14 protein-coding genes and 2 pseudogenes are annotated in these 14224 nt (G+C 57.8%); 5 read left to right on the top strand and 11 right to left on the bottom strand.

The window, feature by feature from the left end:
* Nucleotides 1-78 precede the first annotated feature (78 nt).
* Nucleotides 79-975 (top strand): peptidoglycan DD-metalloendopeptidase family protein, encoded by an 897-nt coding sequence (locus Q7W83_RS28055; RefSeq protein WP_473658223.1) that lies wholly within the window; start codon nt 79-81, stop codon nt 973-975.
* Nucleotides 976-1090: 115 nt separating this feature from the next.
* Here Q7W83_RS28055 and Q7W83_RS28050 read toward each other — a convergent pair whose 3' ends face one another.
* The 3 genes from Q7W83_RS28050 to phoB all read right to left on the bottom strand — a co-directional run bounded on the left by Q7W83_RS28050 (nt 1091) and on the right by phoB (nt 4613).
* Nucleotides 1091-2431 carry a hemolysin family protein gene (locus Q7W83_RS28050; RefSeq protein ID WP_150638200.1) on the bottom strand — a complete coding sequence of 447 codons (1341 nt, stop codon included), beginning with the start codon at nt 2429-2431 and terminating at the stop codon, nt 1091-1093.
* 124 nt (nt 2432-2555) lie between these two features.
* Nucleotides 2556-3842 carry a phosphate regulon sensor histidine kinase PhoR gene (gene phoR / locus Q7W83_RS28045; protein ID WP_263596743.1) on the bottom strand — a complete coding sequence of 429 codons (1287 nt, stop codon included), beginning with the start codon at nt 3840-3842 and terminating at the stop codon, nt 2556-2558.
* Nucleotides 3843-3923: 81 nt separating this feature from the next.
* On the bottom strand, nt 3924-4613 hold the full coding sequence (gene phoB / locus Q7W83_RS28040; protein WP_007896474.1) for a phosphate regulon transcriptional regulator PhoB: 690 nt from the start codon (nt 4611-4613) through the stop codon (nt 3924-3926).
* A gap of 153 nt (nt 4614-4766) precedes the next feature.
* On the opposite strand from phoB, the gene Q7W83_RS28035 reads away from it, so the two are divergent.
* On the top strand, nt 4767-5153 hold the full coding sequence (locus tag Q7W83_RS28035; protein ID WP_150638196.1) for a COG4315 family predicted lipoprotein: 387 nt from the start codon (nt 4767-4769) through the stop codon (nt 5151-5153).
* Between the two features lie 56 nt (nt 5154-5209).
* Here the strand turns inward: Q7W83_RS28035 and ubiA are convergent, their stop codons facing one another.
* Nucleotides 5210-6100, bottom strand: coding sequence for a 4-hydroxybenzoate octaprenyltransferase (ubiA, locus tag Q7W83_RS28030; RefSeq protein ID WP_473658220.1), 891 nt, complete (start codon nt 6098-6100; stop codon nt 5210-5212).
* Nucleotides 6100-6651 carry a chorismate--pyruvate lyase family protein gene (locus tag Q7W83_RS28025; protein WP_150634571.1) on the bottom strand — a complete coding sequence of 184 codons (552 nt, stop codon included), beginning with the start codon at nt 6649-6651 and terminating at the stop codon, nt 6100-6102. Before Q7W83_RS28025 ends, ubiA begins: the two co-directional genes overlap by 1 nt.
* Before the next feature lie 201 nt (nt 6652-6852).
* Here Q7W83_RS28025 and Q7W83_RS28020 point away from each other — a divergent pair, with 201 nt between their 5' ends.
* From Q7W83_RS28020 to Q7W83_RS28010, 3 genes are all read left to right on the top strand, one after another.
* Entirely contained in the window at nt 6853-7020 is a 168-nt protein-coding gene (locus tag Q7W83_RS28020; RefSeq protein WP_007954349.1) for a rubredoxin, read from the top strand.
* Between the two features lie 20 nt (nt 7021-7040).
* Nucleotides 7041-8189, top strand: coding sequence for an NAD(P)/FAD-dependent oxidoreductase (locus Q7W83_RS28015; protein WP_150634572.1), 1149 nt, complete (start codon nt 7041-7043; stop codon nt 8187-8189).
* A 192-nt stretch (nt 8190-8381) separates the two neighbouring features.
* A complete protein-coding gene (locus tag Q7W83_RS28010) occupies nt 8382-8657 on the top strand; it encodes an HU family DNA-binding protein (protein ID WP_003213368.1) in 276 nt (91 codons plus the stop codon).
* Between the two features lie 123 nt (nt 8658-8780).
* Here the strand turns inward: Q7W83_RS28010 and Q7W83_RS28005 are convergent.
* The 6 genes and pseudogenes from Q7W83_RS28005 to Q7W83_RS27980 all read right to left on the bottom strand — a co-directional run.
* Nucleotides 8781-9443: pseudogene (locus Q7W83_RS28005) on the bottom strand (RHS repeat domain-containing protein); the annotation flags it as partial.
* Between the two features lie 8 nt (nt 9444-9451).
* The gene (locus Q7W83_RS28000; protein ID WP_224787828.1) at nt 9452-9745 is read right to left on the bottom strand and encodes an SMI1/KNR4 family protein; all 294 of its coding nucleotides are present in this window, start codon (nt 9743-9745) and stop codon (nt 9452-9454) included.
* A gap of 381 nt (nt 9746-10126) precedes the next feature.
* Nucleotides 10127-11284, bottom strand: coding sequence for an ankyrin repeat domain-containing protein (locus tag Q7W83_RS27995; RefSeq protein ID WP_150634804.1), 1158 nt, complete (start codon nt 11282-11284; stop codon nt 10127-10129).
* Nucleotides 11285-12661 (bottom strand): annotated as a pseudogene (locus Q7W83_RS27990) (RHS repeat domain-containing protein); the annotation flags it as partial.
* A 229-nt stretch (nt 12662-12890) separates the two neighbouring features.
* Nucleotides 12891-13196, bottom strand: coding sequence for a DUF7716 domain-containing protein (locus tag Q7W83_RS27985; protein WP_150653899.1), 306 nt, complete (start codon nt 13194-13196; stop codon nt 12891-12893).
* Between the two features lie 9 nt (nt 13197-13205).
* The coding region (locus tag Q7W83_RS27980; RefSeq protein WP_473658209.1) for an RHS repeat-associated core domain-containing protein at nt 13206-14224 on the bottom strand (1019 nt) is incomplete at its 5' end.

Below are 14224 nucleotides of genomic sequence, written 5' to 3'. Positions count from 1 at the left end.
TTGAAACATCTGCCGACTACCCGGGTCCATTGCAGCTGCTAGGCTCTTTCCCAGGCCTTACTCGACAGAATCCTGCCCATGCTCGCGCGCCTGCTGTTTTTCTGTGGTCTGTTCATGGCGTCCACCGCGGCCATGGCGATGACCATCTACAAATCCACCGATGCCAATGGCGTGGTCTCCTACAGCGACCGCCCCACGAAGGGCTCCCAGGTGTTCACGTTTCGTGATCGCATGGTCGAGCACCTTGAGCGTCAGGTGTACCTCGTCATCACGAAGAAGAAGGGCGTGGACAGCGTGTACGTGCGCAATGACCTGTATGCGCCGGTAGAGATCGAGTTGAGTTTCGCCGGGCTGCAGAACGTCAGCGGTGCGCCGAGCCGGCCGATTCGCCGGGTCATGCCGGCGCGCAGCAGCATTCGTCTGGCGCTGCTCACGGCCACGAAAGCGGAGATGCCGCTGGCGTATACCCCCAAATTCGAATACTCCCTGGGAGACCCCTCAGGGGCTGCCATGGCCTATCGATACCCGTTCCCCTGGCGTGGCGGACCGTTTCGGCTCAGTCAGGGTGCCAATGGCCAATACAGCCACTTTGGCCCAAGGAATCGCTACGCCATGGACATCGCCATGCCCGTAGGCACGCCGATCGTCGCGGCGCGAGGCGGGGTGGTGGTGAAAACCGAGAATGCCCAGACCGGACGCGGCAACGATCCATCAGGCAATTTCGTGCGCGTGCTGCACGATGACGGGACGATGGGCGTTTACCTGCACCTCAAGCAAGGGTCAGTGAGCGTTCGCGAAGGGCAACGGGTGTCGGTGGGGAGTCCACTGGCCTTGTCGGGCAATACCGGCAACAGCAGCGGGCCGCACCTGCATTTCGTGGTGCAGCGCAATACAGGATTGGGGCTGGTGTCGATTCCGTATCAGTTCAATCAACCGGTAGGGCCGTTGCCCAACTTTGCGTTGGGCAGGCAATAATGGGCTGCCTGACCTGATGCCATCGCGGGCAAGCCCGCTCCCACAGGTCCTGCGCTAGTCCTTGTGGGAGCGTGCTTGCCCGCGATGGGATCGACAGGGTTCCGGGTCTGCCTGTTTAATCCAGCATCAACACCTTGGCCAGAATGATCTTCGGCCCTTTCATTTTCTTGATGATGATCCGCAAACCTTCGACTTCCAGCACTTCTTCCTCTTCCGGCACCCGTTTCAGGGATTCATAAACCAGCCCGGCGAGGGTTTCGGCTTCGATGTGATCCAGATCGATGCCCAGCAGGCGTTCGACCTTGAACAGTGGTGTATCGCCGCGAACCAGCAGCTTGCCCGGTTGGTACGCGAGGATCCCGCGTTCAGCCTTGCGGTGTTCGTCCTGAATGTCGCCGACCAACACTTCCAGCACGTCTTCCATGGTCAGGTAGCCGATGATGTTGCCGTCGGCCTCTTCGACCAGTGCGAAGTGCGAACCGCCCTTGCGGAACTGCTCCAGCAACTGCGACAGCGGCATATGGCGCGACACGCGCTCCAGCGGACGGGTCAGCTCTGCCAGGTTGAACGACTCGGGAATGTGGTCCAGCGCTGCCAGTTCCAGCAACAGGTCCTTGATATGCAGCAGGCCGACGAACTCCTGGCGATCGCTGTCGTACACCGGATAACGGCTGAACTTGTGGCGACGGAACATCGCCAGGATTTCCTTGAGCGGCGCGTTGAACTCCAGCGTCACCAAGTCTTCGCGGGAGTTGGCCCAGTCGACCACTTCCAGCTCGCCCATTTCCACGGCGGAGGCGAGTACGCGCATGCCTTGGTCGCTTGGGTCCTGGCCACGGCTGGAGTGCAAAATCAGTTTCAGTTCTTCACGGCTGTAATGGTGCTCGTGGTGGGGGCCGGGTTCACCCTGGCCAGCGATCCGCAGAATCGTGTTGGCGCTGGCGTTGAGCAGGTAAATCGCCGGGTACATCGCCCAGTAGAACAGGTACAGCGGCACGGCGGTCCACAGCGACAGCAGCTCGGGTTTGCGGATGGCCCAGGATTTCGGGGCCAGTTCGCCGACCACAATGTGCAGGTACGAGATCACAAAGAACGCGGCGAAGAACGATACGCCTTTGACCACTTCAGGCGACTGCACGCCGACGGCTTCCAGCAGCGGTTCGAGAATGTGCGCGAACGCCGGTTCACCAACCCAGCCAAGACCAAGGGAGGCGAGGGTGATACCCAATTGGCACGCCGACAGGTAGGCATCGAGCTGACTGTGAACGGTGCGCAGGATATGCCCGCGCCAGCCGTTTTTCTCAGCGATGGCCTCGACCCGGGTCGAGCGCAGTTTGACCATGGCAAATTCCGCCGCAACGAAAAAGCCGTTGAGCAAAACCAGGATCAGAGCAAAAAGAATCATGCCGAAGTCGGCGAAGAGTGTCGCGAGGGTCAAGCCAGGGGAAGGGTCCATGATGGAGTTTTGCGGGTTCCGTGAATTCGAAAAAGGGGTAAATGCGGTGCCTGAAAGGCAGGCCCAAGTCAGCCAATGTAGCGGCTGACTTGTCGATTTGCCTAGTGGCGAGTGCTCGTCGGTATCAATCGGCTGTGCTGATGACCCGGGATTTGGTGACCTGGGCCGGCGCGAAATGGCAGGTAAACGTACTGCCATGGCCCGGCACGCTGCTGATTTCCATCCGTGCGCGGTGGCGCAGCAGCACATGCTTGACGATGGCCAACCCGAGCCCTGTGCCGCCGGTGTTGGAGTTGCGACTGGAGTCGACACGGTAGAAGCGTTCGGTCAGGCGCGGCAGGTGTTTGCTGTCGATGCCGATGCCCGAGTCCTGCACGCTCAGGTGTGCGCCTTGCTCGTCACCCCACCAGCGAATGCGGATATTGCCTTCGGCCGGGGTGTATTTCACCGCGTTGAACACCAGGTTGGAAAACGCGCTGCGCAATTCGGCTTCGCTGCCCTTGAGCAGAATCGTCGGATCGGCTTCCAGGGTGATGCGCTGATTCTTTTGCCCGGACAGTTGCTGCGCATCGCCCTTGATCGATTGCAGCAAACCGTCGATGGCCACGGGCTGGTTGTCCGACGGGTAATCGGTGGCTTCCAGTTTGGCCAGCAGCAGCAAGTCGTTGAGCAACGTCTGCATGCGCCCGCCTTGTTGCTGCATTTGCTGCAAGGCACGGCTCCAGCGCGGATTCACGTCCTCGACGTTGTCGAGCAGGGTTTCCAGATAGCCGCAGATCACCGTCAGCGGTGTGCGCAATTCGTGGGAGACGTTGGCGATGAAGTCCTTGCGCATCTGTTCCAGCTGATGGATGCGCGTCACGTCGCGCACCAGCATCAGGTGTTCGTTGTTGCCGTAACGGGTGATGTACAGCTGAATGCGCAGGCGATCATTGATCGGCGAGGGGATTTCCAGCGGCTCGGCGTAGCTGTCCTGCTCGAAGTATTCCTTGAAGCGCGGATGGCGCACCAGGTTGGTCACCGGTTGGCCGCTGTCCTGCGGAGTCTTGAGACCGAGCAGGGTTTCCGCCGCGCGGTTCCACCATTCGAGGTTGCCGTCGGTGTCGAGCATGATCACCGCGTCTTTCAGCGCGGCGGTGGACTCCTGGACCCGGTCGATCACCGCTTGCAGGCGTCCGCGCACCCGTTGGTCGCGGCGTTGCAAGTGATAGATGCTGTCGAACACTTCGCCCCACAGGCCATAGCCATCGGGTGGCGCTTCATCGGGTTTGTGCAGGCGCAGCCACTCGTGCAGACGCAGCAATTGCTTGAGGGTCCAGGCCAGGTAAAGGCCCAGGCCTGCGGCGAGACTCCAGCCGTAATAGCCGGTGATCAGACCGATCACCAGGCAGGCGGTGACCAGCAGCAGCATGTGGCGAATCAGGGTGCCATGCCAGTTTTGGTTCACTTGAACGCGCGTCCTTGTCAGCTTGTCGGGCGGGAAAGGTCCGGATCAGGCTTTGGTAGAAAAGCGGTAGCCGGTGCCGCGCACGGTTTGTACCAGATTTTCGTAAGCATCGCCGAGGGCTTTGCGCAGACGACGGATGTGCACATCGACGGTGCGTTCTTCGACATACACGTTGCCGCCCCAGACCTGATCCAGTAACTGACCACGGGTGTAGGCGCGCTCCTGGTGGGTCATGAAAAACTGCAGCAAGCGGTATTCGGTCGGACCCATCTCGGCAGGCTTGCCGTCGATGGTCACGCGATGGCTGATCGGGTCCAGCAGCAGGCCGCCGACTTCGATGGGTGCCTCGCCATCGGTCGGGCCGGCACGGCGCAGCACGGCTTTCAGACGCGCGACCAGCTCGCGTGGGGAAAACGGTTTGGTGATGTAGTCGTCGGCGCCGACTTCCAGGCCCTGGATCTTGTTGTCCTCTTCGCCCTTGGCGGTGAGCATGATGATCGGGATGTCCCCGGTCAGCTCATCGCGCTTGAGACGGCGGGCCAACTCGATGCCGGAGGTGCCGGGCAGCATCCAGTCGAGCAGGATCAGGTCCGGTTTGCGGTCGACAATGATGGCGTGGGCCTGCTGCGAGTTCTCGGCCTCCAGGCAGTCATAGCCGGCCATTTCCAACGCAACGGCGATCATTTCGCGAATGGGCGCTTCGTCGTCGACGATCAGAATGCTCCTGCCAACCATGCCATTAATCCTCTTGTCATTTAACTGTCTTGCGCCGCATTAGATAACGGAATTATTGCAGTCGTGTGACAGTATTCTAGTCGCCCGGCGATTGTCGTGATCCTGAACTAAGCTCTAAGTCCGAATCCTGACAACCACAAAAGGAAGGTTTCCATGAATCACATTGCTCAATCCTGGAAGTCATTGTTAATGACTGCAGCGCTAACGCTGCCGACCATGGCCTTCGCCGCCGACCCGGCGATGATGAAGGATGGGATGATGGTCGACCACAAGGGCATGACCTTGTACACGTTTGACAAGGACAGCGGCGGCAAGTCGATGTGTAATGACGATTGCGCCAAAAACTGGCCACCCATGATGGCTCCGGCGGGTGCCACCGCCGCCGGCAAGTGGAGCGTCATCAAGCGCGATGACGGCACGAGTCAATACGCTTACGACGGTAAACCTCTTTACACGTTCGTGAAGGACAAAAAACCCGGCGACATGGTGGGCGACAAGATGAAGGACGTCTGGCACGTTGTACACGAGTCGCAAAAGTAGCTGACTCAAAGCCCGTAACCGCTGCCGAAGCATTGCGTTCGGCAGCGACTTGCTGCTCAGCGAGTTGCGTAATCCAGCACAATCCCGACAAAAATTGCCAACCCGGCCCAATGGTTGTGCAAAAACGCCTTGAAACACCGCATCCGGTCCTTGCCACGGGTGTACCAGAACTCCCACGCAAAACAGCCCGCCGCCGCCAGCAATCCCATGTGGAACCAGCCGCCGAGCTCGAATTTCGACCCGGCCAGCAACAAGCAACCCAACGCCAGCCCTTGCAGCGTCAGGATGATCACCCGATCGGCCTCGCCAAACAGAATCGCCGTGGATTTCACGCCGATCTTCAAGTCGTCGTCGCGATCCGTCATCGCGTAGTACGTGTCGTAACCCACCGTCCACAGTAGATTGGCGATCCACAGCAGCCACGCCGCTGCCGGCAACTCACCGGTTTCAGCGGTGAACGCCATCGGCATCCCCCAGGAAAACGCCGCGCCCAGCACCACTTGCGGGTAATAGGTGTAGCGCTTCATGAACGGGTAACTGAAGGCCAGCGCCAAGCCGCCAAACGAAAGCCAGACCGTCGCCGCGTTGGTGCACAACACCAGCAGGAAACTCACGCCCATCAACAACGCAAAAAACACCAACGCTTCCCTGGAGCTGATCTTGCCGCTCACCAATGGCCGCTGTTCAGTGCGTTTCACGTGGCCATCAACCTTGCGATCCGCCCAGTCGTTGATCACGCAGCCGCCAGCGCGGGTCAGCACCACACCGAGCACGAAAATGACGATGTTGGCCAACGACGGCGAACCTTTGCCGGCAATCCACAGCGCCCACAGCGTCGGCCACAGCAGCAGGTAAATGCCGATCGGCTTGTCCATGCGCGTCAGTTGAATGAAGTCCCAGGCCCGTGGGTTCAAGCGGTTCAGGGACTTGAGCAGGCTCTGGTACATCAGCAGTTCTCCGGATGGGCGCGGGTGGCGAGCCACAAGGTCGGCAGGAAGATTTCGGCTACCAGTACGCTCAAGGCGCCACGGTCGAAACGAGAGCGCCGGCCCCACAAATCAGCTGTCCGACACTCCAGCGGCAGCCATTCCTGAGGATAGTGGCAAACCTCGATGGCGCGCCGCTGGAACGCTTGATCGCAGAACAGCAGCTCGCCCAGCGAACGGCTGCCCAACTCGTCCATGTGCAGACCATCGCCCTGCAACGCGCTACGTGCCGCCACACTGCGGGCAAACACCCAGGCTTCGCCGTGCCCGCGCAAATACACCTCGCGCACCCAGCCTTCGCTGCCTTCGGCCAGATCCAGCGCGGCACATTCGTCGGCGCGCAGCGGTTGCCAGCCTTCGAACAATGGCGTGACGCTGAAACCCTCATTCGACAGGCGGATCAGCCGTCGGGTCAGCGAACCTTCGTCGAACAGCCAGTCGAGGGTAGAAGCGTCGGGGAGCGGCGCGAGTTGGCTTTGGGGAAGCCAGAATGGAGGTTTTGAGTGCGGCACAGTGAGCCAGTATTGGCAGCAAATGAGGCGGCGAGCTTACCATGTCGGTCGGCGATTTTGATTGATCCGGCACCCCATTGCGCCGAACAGGCTTGCATCTGCCGGGCCCGATCAGTACAAAACGCCCTGAGCCGGACGGCAGCGCTGCAACCATCGACCGTTCGCGCCGGCAATAAGCCTGAATCCTGAGGAAGTACCTGAATGAAAAAGTGGCAATGTGTGGTCTGCGGCCTGATCTATAACGAAGCCGACGGCTGGCCGGATGACGGCATTGCGCCGGGCACCCTGTGGCAAGACGTGCCGGAAGACTGGCTGTGCCCGGACTGCGGCGTTGGCAAGATGGATTTCGAAATGATCGAAATCAACTAAGACATTTAGAGGAGAAAGGAATGAACGCACCTGTCGTGATCGTCGGCACCGGGCTCGCTGGCTACAACCTGGCCCGGGAGTTTCGCAAGCTCGATAGCGAAACCCCGCTGCTGCTGATTACTGCCGATGACGGACGTTCCTACTCCAAGCCGATGCTCTCCACCGGATTCGGCAAGAACAAGGATGCCGACGGCTTGAGCATGGCCGAACCGGGGGCGATGGCCGAACAACTGAAGGCCGAAGTGCGCACCCACACGCGCATCAGCGGCATCGACCCTGGCCACAAACGCCTGTGGATCGGTGAAGAATCGGTGATCTACCGCGACCTGATCCTGGCCTGGGGCGCTGAAACCGTGCGCGTGCCCATCGAAGGTGATGCCGCGGATGCAGTGTTCCCGATCAACGACCTCGAAGACTACGCGCGCTTTCGGGCGGCAGCGGCCGGCAAACATCGGGTGTTGTTGCTCGGTGCCGGGCTGATCGGCTGTGAGTTCGCCAACGACCTGATCCTCGGCGGTTACGAGGTGCAACTGGTTGCGCCGTGCGAACAGGTCATGCCGACCCTGCTGCACCCGGCGGCGGCCGCTGCGGTCCAGGCCGGGCTGGAAAGTCTCGGAGCACGTTTCCACCTCGGGCCGGTGCTCAACCGTTTGCAGCGTGTTGAAGATGGATTGGAAGCGCATCTGTCGGACGGTCAGGTCATCCCGTGCGACGTGGTGGTCTCGGCCATCGGCCTGCGTCCGCGCATTGACCTGGCGGCGGCGGCCGGTGTGCAGGTCAATCGCGGCGTGGTGGTCGACCGTCACCTGAAAACCTCTCACGCCAATATCTACGCGCTGGGCGACTGCGCCGAAGTCGACGGGCTGAATCTGCTGTACGTGATGCCCCTCATGAGCTGTGCGAGAGCGCTGGCACAAACCCTTGCCGGAAACCCGACGGCCGTGAGCTATGGCGCAATGCCGATCACCGTCAAGACACCGGTTTGCCCCTTGGTGGTTTCGCCGCCGCCACGGGGTTTGGAAGGCGTATGGACTGTCGAAGGGCAGGGCGCTGACATCAAGGTTTTATGCCGCGATGCCGCCGGAAAACTGCTCGGTTATGCCCTGACAGGCGCGGCGGTGATGGAAAAACTCGCATTGAACAAAGAACTTCCACCGCTGCTGGCGTAAATACCGGTCGTTCTGTCGGAATCACCCCGCTTTTGCCCCTACAAACGTCGCGCCGAGACTGGCGCGGCTCTTCCGTGCGTGCCATTCTCACTCCCGTCTGCCGCAGAGTAGAGCACCTGCGGCGCTTTGGGCGCTGTTCCAACGAGAACAGCACGGACATAACAACAAAAAACCGTCAAAGGGGCTTCACTAATGCGTAAACCAGAACTCGCCGCCGCCATCGCGGAAAAAGCAGATCTCACCAAAGAGCAGGCCAACCGCGTTCTTAACGCCGTTCTCGAAGAAATCACCGGCGCCCTGCACCGCAAGGACAGCGTGACGCTGGTCGGCTTCGGCACTTTCCTGCAACGCCACCGCGGCGCCCGCACCGGCAAAAACCCGCAAACCGGTGAGCCAGTGAAAATCAAGGCCAGCAACACCGTGGCGTTCAAGCCAGGCAAATCGTTGAAAGACAGCGTTAATCCGTAATTGCGGCGAACTCCCTGAGTGACAGGGGGAACCGTATTGAAAAATGGGCACGCCGATTGAATCGGGTGCCCATTTTTTGTGGGACGCAGAGATGAATGTCTAACGAAGTCCCTCTAGCAGTATCTTGTCTTTTTCTCCGCCCCAAGGATCGTCCAACAGGTACTTGGTCATCCTGAGCACGCTGCCGTTTTCATTGCGCACTTCAACTATCCGGCTTTCGGCGTCGTAACCGAAGCGCTGCAGGCCCCGTTTAGCGCTGCGTTTTTCGATCATCCGGCCGAAGGCGTCGTAGCGGTAACGCTTGTCCTGGAAGGTCAGCAGTTTGTTGTGCACCACCAGCCCGGCGCCGGGTTGCGGGCCATCCAGCAGGTTGGCGGCGGCGTCGTAGGCGAAGGTTTCGCGCTGGCCGTGCAGGCTGTCCTGGCTGGCGATGATGCGGCCGGTGGCGTCGTAGTGCAGCCGTTGGCGGTGTTGCGCGGCGGGTTGCTGGTCGAGTTTGCCGATCAGGTTGTCGGCGGGGTCGTACTCGAAATGTTTCTGCACGGCGGCCGGCATCAGCGATGGCTGGCTGCTGTGTCGGCGTTGGCGTGAGCGTAAACGGCCGCTGCGGTCGTACTCGCTGCGGGTGCTGATCTGGCCTTGGGTGCGCAGCACTTCGCGGTGCAGGCGGTCGCGTTCGAAGTCGCTGATGACTTGGCCGTCGAGATTGATCTGGTGCAGGTGGCCGCTGCCGTAATACAGGCGATTGATCCAGCGGCCGTCGGGCAGTTGGGTCTGGATCAGACTTGGCTCATTCACTCTTCATCCAAATCTTCCTCATCGATCAGCCCTTGAACAAACCGGAGGAAATTCGAGCAAACCAGTTTTTCGGATTCAGTCTGATTTTCTTTCGGGCTTAGGTCGCTATCAAAGCTATCAGTCGTGAAATAACTAACGGCCCCCGTATCAAGATTCAGGCAGAAGAAGTTGCCACCCCAGTCGTTCGCGAAAGGCAGGAGGTGCGCAGGAAGCACCTGTTTTTTTAGCATCAACTGGTAGGTGGACAGCAGTGTGGAGTCGCCACCGGTAATCGGCTTGAACGCCGCCACTTCCAGTGGCTCGTCAAAATCTTCGCTGACCCACTAGGTCCGCTCCGGTACACCTCCGTTGTACTTGAGGCAATGGATTCTAAAGGGCGTCGGTAGCTTCTTACCAATGGCGGATTCCAGATGATCCAGATCCGCTGGCGTAATGGCCGCTTCGTCATTTGAGAATGTGTTTTCAAGCATCGTTAATCTCCCGTCACGAGCAGCGCCCAGGTTTGGGTTTAGGAGTTTTGTTAGCCAGCCAACCTTTTTTGGAGGCCGCAAGGACTGACTCAGTGCTCTCGTACTTAACCTTGAAGTGTTTTTCATATTGAGCGACCGACCCACCGTGCGGGAACGTAGCCGACAAGTTGCTTCGTGGTTGTCCGTGTTCGCTCCACTTTTCTATTGCGTCATCTCTGGATCCGGAGCCGGAGTGACCACACTCGCCCAACTGGCCGTACGTTTGCGTTGTGTCAGAGCTCGCAATGCTACTGCGTCAGGCTCGCCCTTTTTTGTGAATTTGACAGGTGCCAAAACATAGAGCATCACCTTTTCATCGTCGGGGATCGTCTCTTTTTCAGTCTTCGTATCCCAAGCTTTATCCACGGCCACGAAAGCATCCACTCCGGCTGGCCAAGCCAGATCTGCATACACGGCATCGGAACGACGAATCAAGAAACCTTCCGACAAGGGGCCATTATCGAACGTGTGGCGAGCGAGCAGGGACAGCAACTCGACCGGGAAAACCCAAGGACTGTGGGGGGGGAAACCTTGCTGTGTCAAAGGCCAGTCGCCAGGCAAGCATATGAATAATTCGGTATGAGGACTTTTGGCAAAAAGTCCGATGGTGAAGAGCAATTTGAACTTGTTTTTGCCATCGATGCAGCTAACACGCAGCTCCAGACCCTTTTCATTGGTGAAGGGGCTCAATTGGGCGGGTAAAACCCAGCCAGCGGTGTTGTGCACGAAAGTGACTATAGAACCGCCAAACTCCTCAGGTCGGCCTTCCATAATGTCCATGATACTGACCGCGCCCAATTTTCTTAATGTGGACGCAATCTCGGTAAATCCCCAGGTATTGGCGATGTCCAATGGCGCAGTATTCAGTCTGGTGTGCAGTCGATTGATGTTGGCATGGTGTTCTATAAGAAGATTGACGACGTCCAGATGCCCAAAGGTAATCGCGTCAATCAGCGGGGTGGTTATGCTGTTAGGCCACCCATCCACCAAAGCACCGGTCTCAAGAAACCATTGGCATGTTTGTAGATGTCCATTGCCAGCGGCTGCGGCAAGTGGCGTGCTATTGCCGGAACTGACGGCAGGCTGGTCCAGCGCAATACCTAACGACACCAACAAGCGGCAAATTTCGGTTTGACCCTGTTCAGCAGCCACGTGCAGCAGGGTCTCATGCCCATCAAGGCCATACATGGGCAGATGCAATAGAACAGAATTTCTCTCTAGGTGCTTTTTTAGAGAGGCTGCATTTCCCGACGCAATGTCTGCGTGAATGGCTAATAAAGTCGTGATGTTCTTTTCATAAATTTCTTCTGGGTTGTTCATTTAAAAAACACCTTTTGTCATTTGTGCACCCATTTTCTGTAATGCATTCTGGACACTGGCCAGCCCGCCGACGTCCGCTTTCTGTAGTACTTCATAGACTTTTTTGGCGCTGGCTATCGAGTGATTGCCTCCCCCATTTTGGGCCCAAGTAAAGTTGCGCGGATCGTTGTTTAGACCAATCTTGTGTTTGGCCAGAATCTTTTGCGAGTCGGTAATGTACTTTTGATTTTGAGCTTTCCAGCTTTTTGGAGCTTTTTCGCGGACGATATGATGGTAATGCGGTTTTACCATACCCTTAGGTGCAGGCCCCATGGCTCTCTTCTGTGAGGTGCTGAGTCGACAAACTTCCCACCCCCACGGATCCACCCACCCAATCGGATTCGGTGCGTATTGATAGAGGTTGAATCCCCCCGCCAACCCAATCGGATCCGGCGTCGTAAACCGCCCCACATCCGGATCATAAAACCTGAACGTATTGAAATGCAGCCCCGTCTCCCGGTCCAGGTACTGCCCCTGGAACCGCAAATTCTGCTCCTCAATGTAGTACGGCTCGCGCACCTCTTCTAACGTGTTGCCCCACACCCGATAAGTTGCGTGCCAGACGTTGTGGCCGTCCGCCTCGGTGAGCTGTTCCGGCAGGCCGTTGAGGTCGTTGTGGTAATAGCGGATTTTTTGCAGCGGGCCGGTGCCGTCGATGCGGGCCAAGGGTTCGTACCCTTCGTCTTCATAGAGGTAAAGGCTGGTCTGTTGATGGCGATTTTCCTGCAACAGACGCAGGCCGTCCCAGGTGAAGCGGGTTTCACCGAGCGGGTAGCCGTTGGGGTCGTGCTCGGTTTTTTCGATGCGTCGGCCCAGCGGGTCGTAGGTCATCCTGAGCACGCTGCCGTTTTCATTGCGCACTTCAACTAACCGGCTTTCGGCGTCGTAACCGAAGCGCTGCAGGCCCCGTTTAGCGCTGCGTTTTTCGATCATCCGGCCGAAGGCGTCGTAGCGGTAACGCTTGTCCTGGAAGGTCAGCAGTTTGTTGTGCACCACCAGCCCGGCGCCGGGTTGCGGGCCATCCAGCAGGTTGGCGGCGGCGTCGTAGGCGAAGGTTTCGCGCTGGCCGTGCAGGCTGTCCTGGCTGGCGATGATGCGGCCGGTGGCGTCGTAGTGCAGCCGTTGGCGGTGTTGCCCGGCGGGTTGCTGGTCGAGTTTGCCGATCAGGTTGTCGGCGGGGTCGTACTCAAAATGTTTCTGCACGGCGGCCGGCATCAGCGATGGCTGGCTGCTGTGTCGGCGTTGGCGTGAGCGTAAACGGCCGCTGCGGTCGTACTCGCTGCGGGTGCTGATCTGGCCTTGGGTGCGCAGCACTTCGCGGTGCAGGCGGTCGCATTCTTGTGGGCTTTGGCACCGTAACCGGCCACCTCACCTTCTTTTAGCAGGGTCAATCCACTCGGTGGAGTTGGGAGCTCCATATCCGGATCATGAAGCCGGAGCGTGTTGAGTGCAGCCAGGTCTCTCGGTAGAAAAACTTATTCCCGTTTTTTATCCAAACATGCATGTTATGGTTTTCGCTAAAAAGTAAAGCCGGAAGTTGTTTAGCCCTTCCGACTCCTTTTCTAATCTAGTCTAGAAAGTCATCGTTTTCCAAATAATAAGTAACTGCTTTCAGTAGTTCTTCTTTGCTGGCGTTCGGATGATGTTCTGTTTTATTTTCAATGATCGCTTTGAGTATTGGAGACTCAAGAAATGTTCCGTATTTGTCATCGAACTCCATTTCTTCGTCGTCATTTTCTGCAAGGTAATATTTTTTATTTAGGATGTCGTTTGTTGACTCCAAATCAAAATCAGTATCCACATATAACCAGCCGACATTGGGTAGGTCATTACATTTTTGCAGAAGTTCGTCAAAGCCATTAATGGTTATCATAAGTACTCCTTATTTTCGACATTTCGTACCGCCGCCCCATTTATTTCGACCGCCTTTACCATCAGGGTGGTAGATTTTATGATACGTTTTATGATCATTGAAGTCGGCTAGCTGTAATGAGCCTGGTTTGTTTCCATGATGCCAAGTCATATTGGCTGGGGAGGTTCCTCTGAACGTCCCATTCGATCGTGGTTGCACATGCTCTACAGTGCCAGGGTATTTAGTTTGCATTTGACGTTTAAAGTCCGGATCTGTTTGCATTCGTTTGTAAACAGATTCATTTGCGCGGCTAAAGTGCTCTGCGTCAGTCATTTTGTATTCGGACGCGTTCAGTGAGTGCTCATGGAACACATGATATTTCCCTAGGTCGCGAGATCCTTCACCATTGTATAGCCCAAGCGGATCTATCCAGGTCAGGGGGTTTGGGGCATAACTGTAAAAATTCAGTCCTCCCGCCAACCCAATCGGATCCGGCGTAGTAAACCGCCCCACATCCGGATCATAAAACCGGAACGTGTTGTAGTGCAGCCCAATCTCCCGATCCAGGTATTGGCCCTGAAATCTCAGGTTCTGCTCTTCGATGTAGTACGGTTCGCGGACCTCTTTAACGGTATTGCCCCAGACCCGATAAGTGGCCTGCCAGACGGTGTGGCCGTCGGTTTCCGAGAGTAGTTCGGGGAGGCCGTTGAGGTCGTTGTGGTAGTAGCGGACTTTTTGTTGCGCGCCCGTGCCATCGACCCGGGCCAGTGGTTGATAGCCGTCATCGGCGTAGAGGTAGAGGCTGCTCTGACCTTTATGTTCTTGCAGCAGACGCAAGCCGTCCCAGGTGAAGCGAGTCTGACCCAGAGGGTAGCCGTTCTTGTCGTGTTCGGTTTTCTCGATGCGTCGACCGAGCGGATCGTAAGTCATGTTGACCACAGTTTCGCCGCTGCCACTCTGGTTGCGCACTTCAATCAATCGACTCTCGGCGTCGTAACCGAAGCGCTGCAGGCCCCGTTTAGCGCTGCGTTTTTCGATCATCCGGCCGA

This window comes from Pseudomonas sp. 300 (genome assembly GCF_055803035.1).
Note: the sequence above shows the minus strand (reverse complement) of the source record. Positions and strands in the feature narration are given on the sequence as shown.